General features: G+C 67.1%; 13 protein-coding genes. 9 read left to right on the top strand and 4 right to left on the bottom strand.

What is annotated here, in order from left to right:
* Positions 1 to 49 precede the first annotated feature (49 nt).
* The 9 genes from uvrA (at position 50) to C5E10_RS08145 (ending at position 10,758) form a co-directional block, all read left to right on the top strand.
* On the top strand, positions 50 to 2,923 hold the full coding sequence (gene uvrA, locus C5E10_RS08185) for an excinuclease ABC subunit UvrA (RefSeq protein WP_104331207.1): 2,874 nt from the start codon (positions 50 to 52) through the stop codon (positions 2,921 to 2,923).
* The gene (gene uvrC, locus C5E10_RS08180; RefSeq protein ID WP_104331206.1) at positions 2,923 to 4,845 is read left to right on the top strand and encodes an excinuclease ABC subunit UvrC; all 1,923 of its coding nucleotides are present in this window, start codon (positions 2,923 to 2,925) and stop codon (positions 4,843 to 4,845) included. The genes uvrA and uvrC overlap by 1 nt, the downstream gene beginning before the upstream one ends.
* Before the next feature lie 58 nt (positions 4,846 to 4,903).
* Positions 4,904 to 5,791, top strand: a complete 888-nt coding sequence (gene rapZ / locus C5E10_RS08175) for an RNase adapter RapZ (protein WP_068481863.1) — start codon at positions 4,904 to 4,906, stop codon at positions 5,789 to 5,791.
* Between the two features lie 71 nt (positions 5,792 to 5,862).
* Entirely contained in the window at positions 5,863 to 6,840 is a 978-nt protein-coding gene (gene whiA, locus C5E10_RS08170) for a DNA-binding protein WhiA (RefSeq protein WP_068481866.1), read from the top strand.
* Between the two features lie 184 nt (positions 6,841 to 7,024).
* On the top strand, positions 7,025 to 8,026 hold the full coding sequence (gap, locus tag C5E10_RS08165) for a type I glyceraldehyde-3-phosphate dehydrogenase (protein ID WP_236558411.1): 1,002 nt from the start codon (positions 7,025 to 7,027) through the stop codon (positions 8,024 to 8,026).
* 31 nt (positions 8,027 to 8,057) lie between these two features.
* The gene (locus tag C5E10_RS08160) at positions 8,058 to 9,269 is read left to right on the top strand and encodes a phosphoglycerate kinase (RefSeq protein ID WP_104331205.1); all 1,212 of its coding nucleotides are present in this window, start codon (positions 8,058 to 8,060) and stop codon (positions 9,267 to 9,269) included.
* Positions 9,263 to 10,051 carry a triose-phosphate isomerase gene (gene tpiA, locus C5E10_RS08155; RefSeq protein WP_104331204.1) on the top strand — a complete coding sequence of 263 codons (789 nt, stop codon included), beginning with the start codon at positions 9,263 to 9,265 and terminating at the stop codon, positions 10,049 to 10,051. Before C5E10_RS08160 ends, tpiA begins: the two co-directional genes overlap by 7 nt.
* Positions 10,052 to 10,132: 81 nt before the next feature.
* Complete coding sequence (gene secG / locus C5E10_RS08150) at positions 10,133 to 10,390, top strand: preprotein translocase subunit SecG (RefSeq protein ID WP_104241218.1); 258 nt, start codon at positions 10,133 to 10,135, stop codon at positions 10,388 to 10,390.
* Positions 10,390 to 10,758: an RNA polymerase-binding protein RbpA gene (locus C5E10_RS08145; protein WP_104331203.1), complete on the top strand. Its 369-nt coding sequence runs from the start codon at positions 10,390 to 10,392 to the stop codon at positions 10,756 to 10,758. Before secG ends, C5E10_RS08145 begins: the two co-directional genes overlap by 1 nt.
* A gap of 93 nt (positions 10,759 to 10,851) precedes the next feature.
* Here C5E10_RS08145 and pgl read toward each other — a convergent pair whose 3' ends face one another.
* From pgl to C5E10_RS08125, 4 genes are all read right to left on the bottom strand, one after another.
* Positions 10,852 to 11,607, bottom strand: a complete 756-nt coding sequence (gene pgl, locus C5E10_RS08140; RefSeq protein ID WP_104331202.1) for a 6-phosphogluconolactonase — start codon at positions 11,605 to 11,607, stop codon at positions 10,852 to 10,854.
* Positions 11,604 to 12,602, bottom strand: coding sequence for a glucose-6-phosphate dehydrogenase assembly protein OpcA (locus C5E10_RS08135; protein WP_104331201.1), 999 nt, complete (start codon positions 12,600 to 12,602; stop codon positions 11,604 to 11,606). Before C5E10_RS08135 ends, pgl begins: the two co-directional genes overlap by 4 nt.
* Positions 12,599 to 14,140 (bottom strand): glucose-6-phosphate dehydrogenase, encoded by a 1,542-nt coding sequence (zwf, locus tag C5E10_RS08130; protein WP_258071045.1) that lies wholly within the window; start codon positions 14,138 to 14,140, stop codon positions 12,599 to 12,601. Before zwf ends, C5E10_RS08135 begins: the two co-directional genes overlap by 4 nt.
* A gap of 105 nt (positions 14,141 to 14,245) precedes the next feature.
* A complete protein-coding gene (locus tag C5E10_RS08125) occupies positions 14,246 to 15,832 on the bottom strand; it encodes a glucose-6-phosphate isomerase (RefSeq protein ID WP_104331199.1) in 1,587 nt (528 codons plus the stop codon).
* Positions 15,833 to 15,837 lie beyond the last annotated feature (5 nt).

Genomic DNA, 15,837 nt, shown 5'->3' with positions numbered 1-15,837 from the left:
GACGACGGGCGCACAGAGCATCCACACGAAGAGAGAACCCGAAAGAGCTATGGCCGTCCTTCCTCCTACTTCGCAGCTGCGCGTCCAAGGCGCACGCGTGCACAACCTCAAGAACGTCGACCTCGAGATCCCGCGCAACAGCCTTGTCGTGTTCACGGGCCTCTCCGGTTCGGGCAAGTCCTCGCTCGCCTTCGACACGATCTTCGCCGAGGGGCAGCGACGCTACGTCGAGTCCCTTTCCGCGTATGCGCGCCAGTTCCTCGGTCAAGTCGACCGGCCGGACGTCGACTTCATCGAGGGCCTGAGCCCCGCGGTCTCCATCGACCAGAAGTCGACCAACCGCAATCCGCGGTCCACCGTCGGCACGATCACCGAGATCTACGACTACCTGCGACTGCTCTGGGCGCGCATCGGCGTCCCGCACTGCCCCGTCTGCGGCGAGGTCATCCAGCGACAGACGGTCCAGCAGATCGCCGACCATCTCATGGAGCTCGAGGAGGGCACGCGGTACCAGGTGCTCGCGCCCGTCGTGCAGCAGAAGAAGGGCGAGTTCGTCGACCTCTTCCAGTCGCTGTCCGGACAGGGCTACGCGCGGGCGATGGTCGACGGGGAGCGCGTCCAGCTCACCGAACCGCCGAAGCTCAAGAAGTCGTTCAAGCACGACATCTCGGTCATCGTCGACCGTCTGGTCGCGGCCGAGGACGTGCTCGGTCGACTCACCGACTCGCTCGAGACCGCCCTACGCCTCGCCGATGGTCTTGTGCAGATCAACTTCGTGGATGCGGAGGGAGACGACGCCTGGACCACCTTCTCCGAGCAGCTCTCCTGCCCCAACAACCACCCGATCGCGCTCACGGAGATCGAGCCGAGGACGTTCTCGTTCAACGCCCCGTTCGGCGCCTGCCAGACCTGCGACGGCCTCGGCACGCGCATGTCCGTCGACCGTGAGCTCCTGATCGGAGACCCGCTCGCCTCGATCGCCGACGGGGTCATCCTGCCGTGGAGCTCGCAGGGCAAGAGCCTCTACCAGTACTACGAGCGGCTACTGCTCGGCCTCTCCGAGCAGATCGAGTTCAAGCTCACGACGCCGTGGAAGAAGCTCCCGGAAGAGGTGCGCGAGGCCATCCTCGAGGGGCGCGAGTACGAAGTCAGGGTCAAGTACCGCAACCGCTTCGGCCGCCAGATGACCTACAGCTCCGGCTTCGAGGGCGTCATGCCGTACATTGAGCGCCAGTACGCCGAGGCCGAGACCGACGCGACGCGGGCACGCTGGGCCCAGTACCTCCGCGAGATCCCCTGCTCGGCCTGCAACGGCGCGCGCCTGCGCCCGGAAGTGCTCGCCGTCAAGGTGCACGGTCGCTCGATCGCCGACGCGACGACGCTCAGCCTCGCCGACTGCCTCGACTTCATGAACACCGTCGAGCTCACCGACCGCGAGGCGAAGATCGCCGCTCAGGTACTGCGCGAGATCCGGGCTCGGCTCGACTTCCTCATCGAGGTCGGGCTCAGCTACCTCGACCTCGCACGCGCCGCTGGCACGCTGTCCGGCGGCGAGGCGCAGCGCATCCGACTCGCGACGCAGATCGGGTCCGGGCTCACCGGAGTGCTCTACGTGCTGGACGAGCCCTCGATCGGGCTCCACCAGCGAGACAACCGCAGACTCATCGAGACGCTCGTGAAGCTGCGCGACCTCGGCAACACGCTCATCGTGGTCGAGCACGACGAAGACACCATCCGCATGTCGGACTGGATCGTCGACATCGGGCCAGGCGCAGGCGAGCACGGGGGAGAGGTCGTCCACAGCGGATCCGTCGCCGACCTCGAGAAGAACACCAGATCGATCACCGGCGACTACCTCTCGGGACGCATGGGCATCACCACGCCCAAGAAGCGTCGCAAGTACGACAAGAAGCGCGAGCTGACGGTCGTGGGCGCCAGGGCCAACAACCTCAAGAACGTCCAGGTGAGCTTCCCGCTCGGCATCCTCACCGCTGTGACGGGTGTCAGCGGCTCGGGCAAGTCGTCCCTCGTAAACGACATCCTCTACCGCGTCCTCGCCGCCAAGCTCAACGGCGCACGCGCCGTCGCGGGCAAGCACACGCGCGTCACCGGGGTCGACCAGCTCGACAAGGTCATCCACGTCGACCAGAACCCGATCGGCCGCACCCCGCGATCGAACCCTGCGACCTACACGGGCGTGTTCGACCGCATCCGCACCCTCTTCGCCGAGACGAGCGAGGCCAAGGCGCGCGGCTACCTTCCCGGCCGCTTCAGCTTCAACGTCAAGGGCGGCAGGTGCGAGGCCTGCTCTGGCGACGGCACGCTCAAGATCGAGATGAACTTCCTCCCCGACGTGTACGTCCTCTGCGAGGTGTGCGGCGGATCCCGCTACAACCGGGAGACGCTCAGCGTGCACTACAAGGGCAAGAACATCGCAGAGGTCCTGCAGATGCCCATCTCGGAGGCAGCTGACTTCTTCGAGCCCATCACGGCCATCCACCGCTACCTCTCGACCCTCGTGGAGGTCGGCCTCGGCTATGTGCGGCTCGGGCAGTCCGCCACGACGCTCTCCGGTGGTGAGGCGCAGCGAGTGAAGCTCGCGACCGAGCTCCAGCGACGCTCCAACGGGCGCAGCGTCTACGTCCTCGACGAGCCGACCACGGGCCTCCACTTCGAAGACGTCCGCAAGCTGCTCAAGGTGCTCGGCGGCCTCGTCGACAAGGGCAACACCGTCATCGTCATCGAGCACAACCTGGACGTCATCAAGTCCGCGGACTGGCTCATCGACATGGGCCCAGAAGGCGGCTCCGGCGGAGGAACCGTCGTCGGCGTCGGCACCCCGGAGAAGATCGCCGGCATCGCGGATAGCCACACCGGCCAGTACCTGAAGGAGATCTTCGAGCGGGAGGCAGCTGCGCGCTGATGGCGAACGTCCTGCCATATCGCCCCGCGACGGGCGACATCCCCACCAGCCCCGGGGTCTACAGATTCCTCGGGGACGACGACCGCGTGCTCTACGTCGGCAAGGCGAAGAATCTCCGCGCGAGGCTCAGCAACTACTTCGCGCCGCTCGAGCGACTGCACGAGCGAACACGGCACATGGTGACGACGGCGACCCGCGTCGAGTGGACCGTCGTCCGCACGGAGACGGAGGCCCTGCAGCTCGAGTACACCTGGATCCAGGAGTTCTCGCCGCCCTTCAACGTGAAGTTCAAGGACGACAAGAGCTACCCGTTCATGGCGGTGACGCTCGGGGACGAGGCGCCCCGCGTGCTCGTCACTCGGAACCCGCGAATCCGCGGGGCGCGCTACTTCGGCCCGTATCCCAAGGTGTGGGCGGTCAACGAGACCATCGACCTCATGGTCAAGGCCTTCCCTATCCGTACCTGCAACGACTCGAACTACAAGCGAGCCATGCAGAGCGGCCGACCGTGCTTCCCCGGGCAGATCGGCCGCTGCGGGGGACCATGCAGCGGACGCGTCACGATCGAGGAGCACCGTGTCATCGTCAACGAGTTCGTCCGCTTCATGGAGAGCTACGACCGTAGCCTCCTGACGACCCTGCAGGACGAGATGAAGCTCGCAGCCAGCGAGATGAGGTTCGAGGACGCGGCGAAGCTCCGGGATCGAATCGGTGCGCTCGAGAACGTGCTCGAGAAGAGCGCCGTCGTGCTGCCGGACAACGTCGACCTCGACCTGTTCGGCATCGCCGAGGACGAGCTGAGCGCCTCTGTGCAGCAGTTCACCGTGCGGGGCGGACGCATTCGCGGAGTCCGCAACTGGGTGCTCGACAAGGAACTCGACACCGACATCGGCACGATCATCGATCAGACGATGCAGCGCGTGTACGGCAAAGAAGGGCTCTTCCCGCCAGGCGAGATCATCGTGCCGGCTCTGCCCGACGACGCGGACGCGCTCTCCGAGTGGCTCGAGTCCACGCGGCAGGCCAAGGTCAAGCTCCGCACCGCGGTGCGCGGTCCGAAATCGGAGTTGCTCAAGACTGCGACGATCAACGCGATGGGAGCCCTCGCCCAGTACAAGCTCAAGCGCAGCAGCGACTACGTCGCGAGGTCCGACGCTCTGACCGAGCTGCAGAATGCGCTCGGTCTCGGGGAGGCCCCCCTGCGAATCGAGTGCTACGACATCTCCCATCTCCAGGGCACCGGCATCGTCGGCTCCATGGTGGTCTTCGAGGACGGACTCGCGCGCAAGTCGCACTACCGTCGCTTCAATATCGCCTCATCAACCGACGACACCGATTCCATCCACCAGGTGCTCACGCGCCGACTCGCGTACCTCCGCGACGACGCCAGTCCCGCCGAGATCGTCGAAGACGCGGCCCTCTCAGCTGGCCCCGTCAAGGCGGCCGCCCAGGAGTCCACGCGGGCAAAGTTCGCCTACCGACCTCAGCTCCTGCTCATCGACGGCGGCGTCCCGCAGGTCAACGCCGCGCAGCGGGCCCTCGAGGAGTCGGGGGTTCGCGGCATCGCCGTCGTCGGCATCGCCAAGCGCCTCGAGGAGCTGTGGCTGCCAGACGACGACTTCCCGGTCATCCTCCCGCGCGGCTCTGAGGCGCTGTTCCTGGTGCAGCGACTCCGCGACGAGGCGCACAGGTTCGCGATCCGCCACCAGCGCTCGAAGCGCAAGGCAGACATCGGCACCGTGCTCGCGGACATCCCCGGCCTCGGGCCGACGAGGGTCGCCGCACTGCTCAAGAAGTTCGGCTCCGTCAAGCGGCTGCGCGCGGCGACCGTCGAGGAGCTCACGACCGTGCAGGGCATCGGCGAGGCGACGGCCACGGCGATTTCGGAGCGGTTCGCACTCGATCAATCGACAGAAGCGTGAGAGACGCACGCTCGGGCTATGTAGGCTGGTGTTTTAGTCCATGGGAGGTGACCTGCGCATGAGTTCGGCGGAGATCGACGGCGAAGGACGCCAGCACATCATGATCGTCACGGGCATGTCCGGTGCCGGACGATCGACAGCTTGCAAGGCGTTCGAAGACCTCGACTGGTTCGTGGTGGACAACCTTCCCCCGCAGATGATCCGGCCCCTCATCGAAGTCGCAGGCAAGGCTCGGGACTCCCTCCCGAAGCTCGCTGTCTCGGTCGACGTGCGCGGCGGTCACCTGCTCGAGGAGTTCACGGCTCTCGTCGGCGGCCTTCGCGAGACGCACGAGGTCGATGTGCTCTTCCTCGATGCGACAGACGGCACCCTGGTCCGTCGGTTCGAGGCAGTGCGGCGCCCGCACCCGCTGCAGGGCAACGGGACGATCCTCGACGGCATCGCTCGGGAGCGCAGCCGCCTGCAGGAGATCCGCGAGGCGAGCGATATCGTCATCGACACCTCGGAGCTGAACGGTCACCAGCTCGTGACCCGCATCGTGAAGCGGTTCGGCGAAGCCGACCAGAACAAGGTCGCCGTGACCGTCCAGAGCTTCGGCTTCAAGTACGGCATCCCCACAGACGCAGATCTTGTCGTCGACATGCGCTTCCTCCCGAACCCGTTCTGGGAGCCAGAACTGCGCGCGTTCAACGGTCGCGACAAGCGGGTCTCCGACTACGTCTTCGACCAAGAAGGTGCGGACGAGTTCCTGACCCACTACATTGAGATGCTTGACCCCGTCCTGCGGGGCTACGAGCGGGAGAACAAGCGGCACGTAACGCTCGCCGTCGGATGCACCGGCGGCAAGCACCGCTCGGTCGCCATGACCGAGCGCATCGCGAGCCTGCTCCGCGAACGCGATGACACGATCATCAGCGTCCGGCACCGCGACCTCGGTCGCGAGTGACGCTCGTTCCATCTCGCACTCGCGACGGCGATTCGTCGCGCCCACTCACTCTGATCCCTGGAGGTACCCCGGTGACGCTCACCGCCGATGTCAAGCACGAGCTTCTGCGCACTCGCGCGGCCACAACCCAAGCTCGTGCTGCCGAGGTCGCGTCGCTCCTGCGGTTCGCGGGCGGTCTGCAACTGATCTCCGGGCGCATCGCGGTCGAAGCTCAGCTCGACTCGGAGATGCTCGCGCGTCGCCTGGGCCGCGAGCTCCTCGAGCTCTACGGCGTTCGGGCGAAGATCTCCATCGTCGCCGGCTCTGGGGCCCGGCCGGGGGAGAGCTACCTCCTTCGCGTGCTCGAGAACGGCGAGACGCTCGCCCGCCAGACGGGCCTCATGGATGCGCGCCGGCGAACCGTCCGCGGTCTCCCGAACCGACTCACGACGGGCAGCCAGGACGACCTCACCGCCGTCTGGCGTGGTGCGTTCCTCGCCGCCGGCTCCCTGACCGACCCGGGTCGGTCCGCGTCGCTCGACATCATCACGCCGAACTCGGAGACCGCGATGGCCCTCGTCGGTGCGGCCGGACGCCTCGGGGTGTCGTCCAAGGCCCGCGAGGTGCGCGGCGTGCACCGTGTCGTCATCCGTGACGGCGACGCCATCAGCGCGATGCTCACCGTCATCGGTGCCCACGCGACCGTGGAGAGCTGGGAGAGCCTCCGCCAGCGTCGTGAGACCCGCGCCACCGCCAACCGTCTCGTCAACTTCGACGATGCGAACCTGCGTCGTTCCGCCCAGGCTGCTGTCACGGCCTGCACTCGCGTCGAGCGTGCGCTCGAGATCCTCGGAGAGGGTGCGCCTGACCACCTCAAGTACGCCGGGCAGCTTCGCCTCGCGCACCGGGAAGCCTCACTCGACGAGCTCGGCCGCTACGCGGACCCGCCCATGACGAAGGACGCGGTCGCAGGCCGTATCCGCCGCCTGCTGGCTCTCGCCGACAAGCAGGCCTCTGACCGTGGCATCCCGGGCACGGAGTCCAATCTGCCTGTCCTCGACGAGCTCTGATCCCCACGCCGAACAGCTCACCCCATTTGGTCACCTGGGCGCACGCCCATGGGACTAGGCTGACGATGTTGAACGGGCTCGCCGAGCAGACCGTTCCCCCGAACTCGGTGCGATGGTGCACCCGGCCCTCCAAGGCCACACAGTCCTGTCAAATCGGAGAAACAACAGGAAAAAGGAGCATCACGTGACGAAAATCGCCATCAACGGTTTCGGACGCATCGGACGCAGCTACGCACGCGCACTGCTGCAGGATGACAACAACCTCGAGCTCGTTGCAATCAACGACCTCACCGACAACAAGACGCTTGCACACCTCCTCAAGTACGACTCCACGGGTGGCAAGCTGAAGAACGACATCTCGTTCGACGAAGACGCCATCTACGTCGACGGCAAGAAGATCACGGCAACTGCAGAGCGCGACCCCGCGAACCTGCCGTGGGCCGAGCTCGGCGTCGAGATCGTCATCGAGAGCACGGGTCACTTCACGGACCCCGACAAGGCTCGTGCGCACATCAGCGCAGGCGCCAAGAAGGTCATCCTCTCGGCTCCGGCCTCCGGACCGGCCCCGACCTTCGTCTTCGGCGTCAACCACACCGAATACGACCCCGAGAACGACGACGTCATCTCGAACGCATCCTGCACCACGAACTGCCTCGCGCCGCTCGTGAAGGTCTTCAACGACAAGTTCGGCATCGAGTCGGGTCTCATGACCACGGTTCACGCCTACACGTCCGACCAGAACCTGCAGGACGGCCCCCACAAGGACCTCCGCCGTGCGCGCGCAGCAGCGCTCAGCATCATCCCCACCTCGACGGGTGCAGCGAAGGCCATCGGCCTCGTCATCCCCGAGCTGGCGGGCAAGCTCGACGGCTTCGCTCTGCGCGTCCCCACCGAGACCGGCTCGATCACCGACCTCACCGTCGTCTCCAAGACGCCTGTGACCGTCGAAGAGGTCAACGCCGCGTACAAGGAAGCCGCTGAAGGCGAGTTCAAGGGCCTCCTCATGTACAACGAGGAAGACATCGTGTCGCGCGACATCGTCGGGGAGAACCACTCCTCGATCTTCGACGCACCTCTCACGAAGGTCATCGGCAACCAGGTGAAGCTGTCGTCCTGGTACGACAACGAGTGGGGCTACACGGTCCGTCTCGTCGACCTGACCGAGTACGTCGCAAGCAAGCTCTAACCACTTCGGCAAAAGAGGAAGGAACGCCAACATGGCGCTTCGCACAATCGAGACCCTCGGCTCCCTCACGGGAAAGAAGGTCATCGTTCGCTGCGACCTGAACGTGCCGCTCAAGGAGGGCGTGATCACCGACGATGGTCGGATTCGCGCCTCCCTCGGTACGCTCCGCCTCCTCCTCGACCAGGGTGCGCAGGTCATCGTGATCTCGCACCTTGGTCGGCCCAAGGGGGCACCAGAACCGCAGTACTCGCTCGCGCCGGCAGCTGCCAGGCTCGGCGAGCTGCTCGAGATCGATGCCCCGCTTGCAGCCGACACCGTCGGCGAGGACGCAGAACGCCGTGTTGCCGCGCTCGAGAACGGCCAGCTCGTCGTCCTCGAGAATCTTCGCTTCAACGCGGGGGAGACGAGCAAGGACGACGCCGAGCGCCGCGCCTTCGCAGAGCAGCTCGCGAACTTCGCGGATGCATTCGTCTCCGATGGGTTCGGGGTCGTGCATCGCAAGCAGGCTTCCGTCTACGACCTCCCGCAGATCGTGCCGAGCGCCGCGGGACTCCTCGTGGCGAACGAGCTCGAGGTCCTCGAGCGACTCACTTCCGCAGTCGAGCGCCCTTACGCGGTTGTGCTCGGCGGCTCGAAGGTCTCCGACAAGCTCGGCGTCATCGAGCATCTCCTGCCGAGGGTCGACTCGATCCTCATCGGCGGGGGGATGCTCTTCACGTTCCTCGCAGCCCAGGGGCACAAGGTCGGCGCCTCCCTGCTCGAGGTCGACCAGCTCGACACCGTCCGCCGGTACCTGGCGGACGCCCAGGAGCGTGGCGTCTCGATCGTCCTCCCGACGGACATCGTCGTCGCCGCCTCGTTCTCGGCGGATGCCGATCACGAGGTCGTCCCCGCCGATGGCATCGAGGGCAGCGCGTTCGGCGCAGACGGAATCGGGCTCGACATCGGCCCGGAGACGGCCAAGGCATTCGCCGCGGCCATCCGCGAGTCGAGCACCGTGTTCTGGAACGGCCCCATGGGCGTGTTCGAGTTCCCCGCATTCGCGGAAGGCACTCGCACCGTCGCTGAGGCACTCACCAAGGTTGACGGACTCTCGGTCGTCGGCGGCGGTGACTCCGCGGCAGCCGTGCGCACGCTCGGCTTCGCCGATGACGAATTTGGCCACATCTCTACTGGTGGTGGTGCGAGCCTCGAGTTCCTCGAAGGCAAGCAGCTGCCCGGATTGCAGGTTCTCGGATGGTAACGACTCGCACCCCGCTCATGGCGGGCAACTGGAAGATGAACCTGGACCACCTCCAGGCCATCGCGTTCACACAGAAGCTCGCCTGGGCGCTGAAGGACGCGAAGCACGATTTCGACGACGTCGAGGTCGCTGTCTTCCCGCCCTACACCGACCTCCGAAGCGTCCAGACGCTCGTGGACGCCGACAAGCTGTCGCTCAGCTACGGTGCCCAGGATGTCTCGGCGCACGACTCCGGTGCCTACACGGGAGAGATCTCGGGAGCTTTCCTGAGCGCTCTCGCCTGCAAGTACGTCATCATCGGGCACTCCGAGCGACGTACCCTGCACGCGGAGACCGATGAGGTCGTCGGCAGCAAGGTCAAGGCGGCGATCAAGCACGGTCTCGTGCCAGTCCTGTGCGTCGGCGAGACGTCCGAGGACCTCGAGAAGTTCGGCGCGAGCGCCGTTCCCGTGGCTCAGCTCAAGGCGGCGTTGGAAGGCGTCGAGGGAACACCTGACCTCGTCGTCGCCTACGAGCCGGTCTGGGCGATCGGTTCCGGCCAGGCGGCAACGCCTGAGCAGGCGCAGACCGTCGCGAACGCTCTTCGCGTCGCGCTCGAAGAGCTCCTGGGCGAGTCCGTGGCGGCAGCCACGCGCATCCTCTACGGCGGCTCGGTCAAGTCCGACAACATCGCCGGCTTCATGCGCGAGCCCGACGTCGACGGCGCACTCATCGGCGGCGCGAGCCTCAAGGTCGACGAGTTCAGCGCCATCGCGCGGTTCCGTCAGCACGTCGGTTCCTAGTCGCAAACGCGAACCATCTATACTCGGACGTGGCCTGTTCACTCAGGCCACGTCCGAGTCCGTTCATCTGAGAGGGATTCCGTGGATATTCTCCTCGTCATCCTGCAGGTCGTGCTGGCCATCACCAGCGTCCTGCTGATCCTGTTCATTCTGTTGCACCGCGGACGAGGCGGCGGACTCTCCGACATGTTCGGTGGCGGCATGGGCTCCAACCTGGGCGCCTCCGGCGTCGCGGAGAAGAACCTGAACCGCATCACGGTGACCCTCGCGGTCATCTGGCTGCTCGCTATCGTCGCTATGGGCATCATCACCCGCATTCAAACGGTTGTGGTGAGCTAATGGCCCAGGGGGGATCTGCGATCAGGGGATCGCGTGTCGGTGCCGGTCCTATGGGGGAGACAGATCACGGGGTGCACGCTGCTCGCGTGTCCATCTCGTACTGGGACGCGCACGGCAACGAGACCATCAGGCATTACTCCGCGGAGATCGCTGAGGATGACATCCCTGATCTCATCGACTGCCCGATCTCCGGCCTTCCCGCCGGGCGTGACCGGGAGAACCCGCCGGCGGCCGTCAAGGTCGCGCCGTACAAGACGCACCTCGCGTACGTCAAGGAACGACGTACGGCCGAGGAAGCGGAACGGCTCCTCGAGGAGGCGCTGTCGAAGCTGCGCGAGCGTCGCGGCAAGACGACTTCGAAGTCCTGAGCACTCCAGCTTCACACAGCTGAGCGACGAAGAACGGCCCCGGCCGAGAGTCTCCTCTCGGCCGGGGCCGTTGTTCGTTCGCCGAGCTGGCGCCTAGCCGAGTGCTTCTGCAGCTGCGGCGTCAAGCAGCAGCAGCGTCTCGAGGCGACCGGTCGCGGCGCCGAGTGGTGATTCCTTCGCGGTGACGCCCTCAGTAGCGGCGAGGCGAACGGCGTCGGCCTTCTCGGCACCGGTGACCACGGCCCAGACGCGAGCGGACTCGCGGATGGCCGGGAGGGTGAGCGTCACTCGTTCGGGAGGTGGCTTCGGCGAGTCACGGATGCTGTCGACAAGCGCCGAGGTCTCCTCGAGTCCCTCCGTCCCGGGGAAGAGCGACGCGGTGTGTCCGTCTCCGCCAGCGCCGAGCAGCACGAGGTCGAGCGACGGGATGCCGCCGGGGACCCCGTCGGCCGGCGGGACGAGTGCACGCAGCTCAGCCTCGTAGGCTGCGGCGGCATCCTCGAGGGATTCCCCGCTGTCGCTCGCGAGCGTCGCGTGCAGGCGTGCCTGCTCGAAGCCGGCCGCGCCCTTGAGCGCCTCGGCGACCGCGACGACGTTCCGCTCGTCGTGACCCGTCGGAACGAATCGCTCGTCGGCGAACCAGACGTGCACGCGGGACCAGTCGAGGCCTGCGCTCTCAACTGCGGCGACGAAAGCGGGGAGCACTTTCGTCGCGACGGAGCCGCCACTCACGGCGATGTGGAGTTCCGCCGTCGTGGAACCCAGCAGTCGCGCGAAGCGCTGCGCCGTGTGCTCGGCGACCGCCGAGACGGAGGGCTCGACGTACCTGCTGCGAGCGGCCTGTGTCATGCCTGCACTCCCTCGTTCTCCGCTGGCTCGTCCGTCGTGGAATCGGTCTCAGCAACCGCGAGCTCCCGGGCTTCCGTCTCGGCGGCCTCGGCGAGCACCTCGCCGAAGACGCGGTCGGGACCGAGCGAGCGGAGCTCCTCGGCGAGGACATCAGGGAGGTCCCTCACGGGCATCGGGATCTTCTGCTCGGGCTGACCCGGCTGCGTCAGCACAACTGCGGAGTCGCTGACCCGCTCGAACGTGACCACGCCGCTCGGGCGGGTGAGCTTGATCGCACGGAGCTGAGCTCGGCCGAGCTCTCGCTCGGTCGCCTGTGCGAGTCGGACCGGGACTTGCAGCGCCAGCTGCAGCCAGGCCGCCATCAGGAGGGTGGACGTGTGCGAGGGACGCCCGATGACCTCGACTTCCTGGATGGGCTCGTACGGGGGCTGGTCGAGCACCGCGGCGATCTGCGCGCGCCAGCTCGTGAGCCGGGTCCACGCGAGGTCGCTGTCACCGTCGCAGAAGCCCTCTGCGAGCTTCGTGACGGTCTCACCGCCGTTGCTGGCGCTGCCGGAGTCGACGATGCGCAGCTGGGCGATGCGACCGAGCGACGAGGCGCTCGGGGCGCCGAGCGCGGAGTCGGGCCACCAGGCGACCACCGGAGCGTCCGGCAGGAGCAGCGCCTGCACCAGGGTCTCGGGATCGTCGGCCGCGGGTCCGGAGACGTGCAGCACGATGACTTCACTGGCCCCGGCATCTCCGCCGACTCGGATCTCCGCGTCCATGTTGGAGGTCTTCGCGTTGCGGTCGACGACGTGGATGACGATGACGCGCATGGGATGCTCGCCTGAGGCGGAGTTGGCTGCGGCGATCGCAGCCTCGCCTCGCCGCTCGCCGGTCGAGATGACGAGCGTGAGCACGCGCCCGAGCGCGACCGCTCCGCCTTCTTCTCGCATCGACACGAGCCGCTTCGAGACGGCTGAGGTCGTGGTGTTGCCGAGTTCGATGATCACGGGCGCCTCCAGGTGCGGCCATCGCGGGCGAGGAGGGCCGTGGCCGAGGCCGGACCCCAGCTGCCGGGTTTGTAGAGTTCGGGTTGTCCCTGCGTCGCCCAGTACTCCTCGACGGGTTCGAGGATCTTCCAGGAGAGCTCGACCTCCTCGTGGCGCGGGAAGAGGGGCGGGTCGCCGAGCAGCACGTCGAGGATGAGTCGCTCGTAGGCTTCCGGGCTTGATTCGGTGAACGCGTGGCCGTACCCGAAGTCCATGGTCACGTCGCGGACGTGCATGCCGGATCCTGGGATCTTCGAGCCGAAGCGGATGGTGACGCCTTCGTCCGGCTGCACGCGGATCACGAGGGCGTTGGGCCCGAGCGACGTCCGCTGCGCCTCCTCGAACAGGTACAGCGGTCCCTGCTTGAAGGTGACGGCGATCTCCGTCACGCGGCGTCCCAGGCGCTTGCCCGTCCGAAGGTAGAACGGGACCCCAGCCCAGCGGCGGGAGTCGAGCTCCACCCGGAGGGCTGCGTAGGTCTCCGTGGTCGACTGCGGGTTCATGCCGTCTTCCTCGAGGAAGCCACGCACGAACTCGCCGCCCTGCCATCCGGAGCCGTACTGGCCACGGGCGGAGGCGAGCGACAGGTCGCGGGGGAGCCGGACTGCTGCCAGCGCCTTCTCCTTCTCCTGGCGGAGGTCCTTGGCGTTGAAGGAGAGCGGCTCTTCCATCGCGGTGAGTGCGAGCAGCTGCAGGAGGTGGTTCTGAATGACGTCGCGTGCGGCGCCCACTCCGTCGTAGTAGCCGGCGCGACCGGAGACGCCGATGTCCTCCGCCATGGTGATCTGCACGTGATCGACCGTGTTGGCGTTCCAGAGCGGCTCGAACATCGAGTTCGCGAAGCGCAGCGCAAGAATGTTCTGCACCGTCTCCTTGCCGAGGTAGTGGTCGATGCGGAAGATGGCGTCGCTCGAGAAGACCGACTCGACGATGCTGTTCAGCTCGCGAGCCGAGGCGAGGTCGTGGCCGAACGGCTTCTCGATGATGACTCGGCGCCAGGAGTCCTCTCGCTCGTCCGCGAGTCCCGAACGTCGCAGCTGGGTCGTGACCTCGGGGAAGGAACGCGGCGGAATCGAAAGATAGAAGGCGTGGTTGCCTCGCGTGCCCTGGTCCTCGTCGAGCTCATCGAGCACCGACTTCAGCGAGTCGAAGGACTCGTCGTTGTCGAACTCACCCGAGACGAAGCGCATGCCCTTCGCGAGCTGCGTCCAGACCTCCTCGTTGAACGGGGTCCTCGCGTGCTGCTCGACGTTCTCCTTGACGAACGCACGGAACTCGTCGTCCGACCAGGGCCGGCGCGCGAAGCCGACGAGACCGAAAGAGGGGGAGAGGAGTCCGCGGTTGGCCAGGTCGTAGACCGCTGGGAGGAGCTTCTTGCGGGACAGGTCGCCCGTTACTCCGAAGATGACGAGGCTCGATGGTCCTGCGATGCGGCGGAGTCGCCCGTCATCGATGGACCTGAGGGGGTTGTTGTCAGCGCTGATGTCGACTGGCGTCACAGCGTCGCCTCCTTTTTTGTGTAGGCACGAGTGTTCTGTTCTCCGGGGAGACCCGGAGACGGGGCGGGGACGCGAGGGGTCTCGCATCCCCGCCCCGATGATCGATCAGCGCGAGACGGCTCCGAGGAGCGCATCGAGCCCGTGTCCGCCTTGCCCGAGGTCGATCCGCAGGACTGGCTGCGAGTGCGACTCGAGCACGGAGGCGTCGCCGGCGGCCTGCGCGGAGATGAGCGTCCCGAAGGTGAAGGGGCGCTCTGGGATCTCCAGGTCCTGCGGCTCAGCCGAGGTGATCTGGAGGAACGCCCCGACCTTCGGGCCGCCCTTGTGGAACTGGCCGGTGGAGTGCAGGAAGCGGGGGCCCCAGCCGAAGGTCACGGGACGGCCTGAACGCTGCGCGAGCTCGTCGCGAAGCCCCTCGAGTGCCCCGAAGCGGTTCCGGTCGACGTAGGCCTGAACCGAGAGGTAGCCGTCCGACGGGATGAGCTCCACGAGGGCGTCGATGGCGCCGCTCAGCGTGCTCTGCCCTTCGACGACGGACTGGGTGCCGCGCACCTCGACGCCGTCGACCGCGAAGGCAGCCGGAGTCGGCTCCGGTGTCGCCTCGAGCAGGCCGCGTGCTGCGACCTTGGCCGATTCGACATCGGGCTGGTCGTACGGGTTGATCCCGATGACCGCTCCTGCGACGGCGACTGCCGTCTCCCACAGGACGAACTGGCCGCCGAGGGTGCCGGAGACGGCGATGTCGTCGCCGCCAGCGGGGGTTGCCTCGGCGTCGTCGACGACCCGAACGAGCTGCAGGTCAGCGGGACGCGTGGCGACTTCCGGCGCACTGGAGGTGAGGACCACGGGGAGGATCCCGAGGTCGTCCTTCCCGGTCGACTCGGCGATGAGCTGCTCGACCCAGTCGCCGAAGCCGACGATGGACGTGCCGTCGTCGAGGACGCCGAGGAATCGCTTGGCGGCGATCGCCGCGCCGAGGACGAGCGCTGGGTTGCTCTCGTCGTCGACCGAGACGACAGTCGCTGCGACGCCTGCCTCGTCCAGAAGGCCGGCGATGTCGACGCCCGCGAGCCCGGAGGGGACCAGGCCGAACGCGGTGAGCGCCGAGAAGCGGCCGCCGACGTGAGGGTCGGCCAGGAACACCCGGTAGCCGGCCTCACGCGAGGCGGCCTCCATGGGCGAGCCCGGGTCGGTCACGATCACGATGCGGCTGGCCGGGTCGATGCCCGCCGCCTCGAAGGCGTGGGCGAACGTCCGGCGCTGCGAGTCGGTCTCGACCGTGGAACCCGACTTCGAGGAGACGATGATGGCCGTCTTCTCGAGGCTCTCCTGGACGGCGGCCCGGACCTGAGCCGGGTCGGTCGAGTCGAGGACCACGAGCTCGACGCCGGCGGTGCGCGTGATGACCTCAGGAGCGAGCGACGATCCGCCCATCCCGCAGAGCACGAACCGCGTCACGCCGGCATCCGCGAACTCGGCCTTGAGAGCCAGGATGCCCTCCACGAGGTCGCGGGAGACCTCGTGTGCGCGAGTCCAGCCGAGTCGAATCGCGGATTCGGCCTCAGCGGCCGCTCCCCACAGGGTCGCGTCCTGCGCAAACAGACGGGAGGCGAAGCGATCGCCGACGAGCGCGCCGACCTTCTCGGCGGCGGCTGCGGAGGCCGCGCCCGAGGTGCTGACCTTGATGCCCATGGCCC

This window comes from Pseudoclavibacter sp. RFBG4 (assembly GCF_002931515.1).
Lineage (GTDB): Bacteria > Actinomycetota > Actinomycetes > Actinomycetales > Microbacteriaceae > Pseudoclavibacter.
The sequence above is the reverse complement of the archived record's forward strand: the minus strand, read 5'-3'. Positions and strand labels throughout refer to the sequence as shown.

Bases quoted from the DNA above. Each gene is read 5' to 3' on its own strand.
- uvrA (WP_104331207.1), top strand. From the start codon at position 50: ATGGCCGTCCTTCCTCCTACTTCGCAGCTGCGCGTCCAAGGCGCACGC.
- uvrC (WP_104331206.1), top strand. From the start codon at position 2,923: ATGGCGAACGTCCTGCCATATCGCCCCGCGACGGGCGACATCCCCACC.
- rapZ (WP_068481863.1), top strand. From the start codon at position 4,904: ATGAGTTCGGCGGAGATCGACGGCGAAGGACGCCAGCACATCATGATC.
- C5E10_RS08160 (WP_104331205.1), top strand. From the start codon at position 8,058: ATGGCGCTTCGCACAATCGAGACCCTCGGCTCCCTCACGGGAAAGAAG.
- tpiA (WP_104331204.1), top strand. From the start codon at position 9,263: ATGGTAACGACTCGCACCCCGCTCATGGCGGGCAACTGGAAGATGAAC.
- C5E10_RS08145 (WP_104331203.1), top strand. From the start codon at position 10,390: ATGGCCCAGGGGGGATCTGCGATCAGGGGATCGCGTGTCGGTGCCGGT.
- pgl (WP_104331202.1), bottom strand. From the start codon at position 11,607: ATGACACAGGCCGCTCGCAGCAGGTACGTCGAGCCCTCCGTCTCGGCG.
- C5E10_RS08125 (WP_104331199.1), bottom strand. From the start codon at position 15,832: ATGGGCATCAAGGTCAGCACCTCGGGCGCGGCCTCCGCAGCCGCCGCC.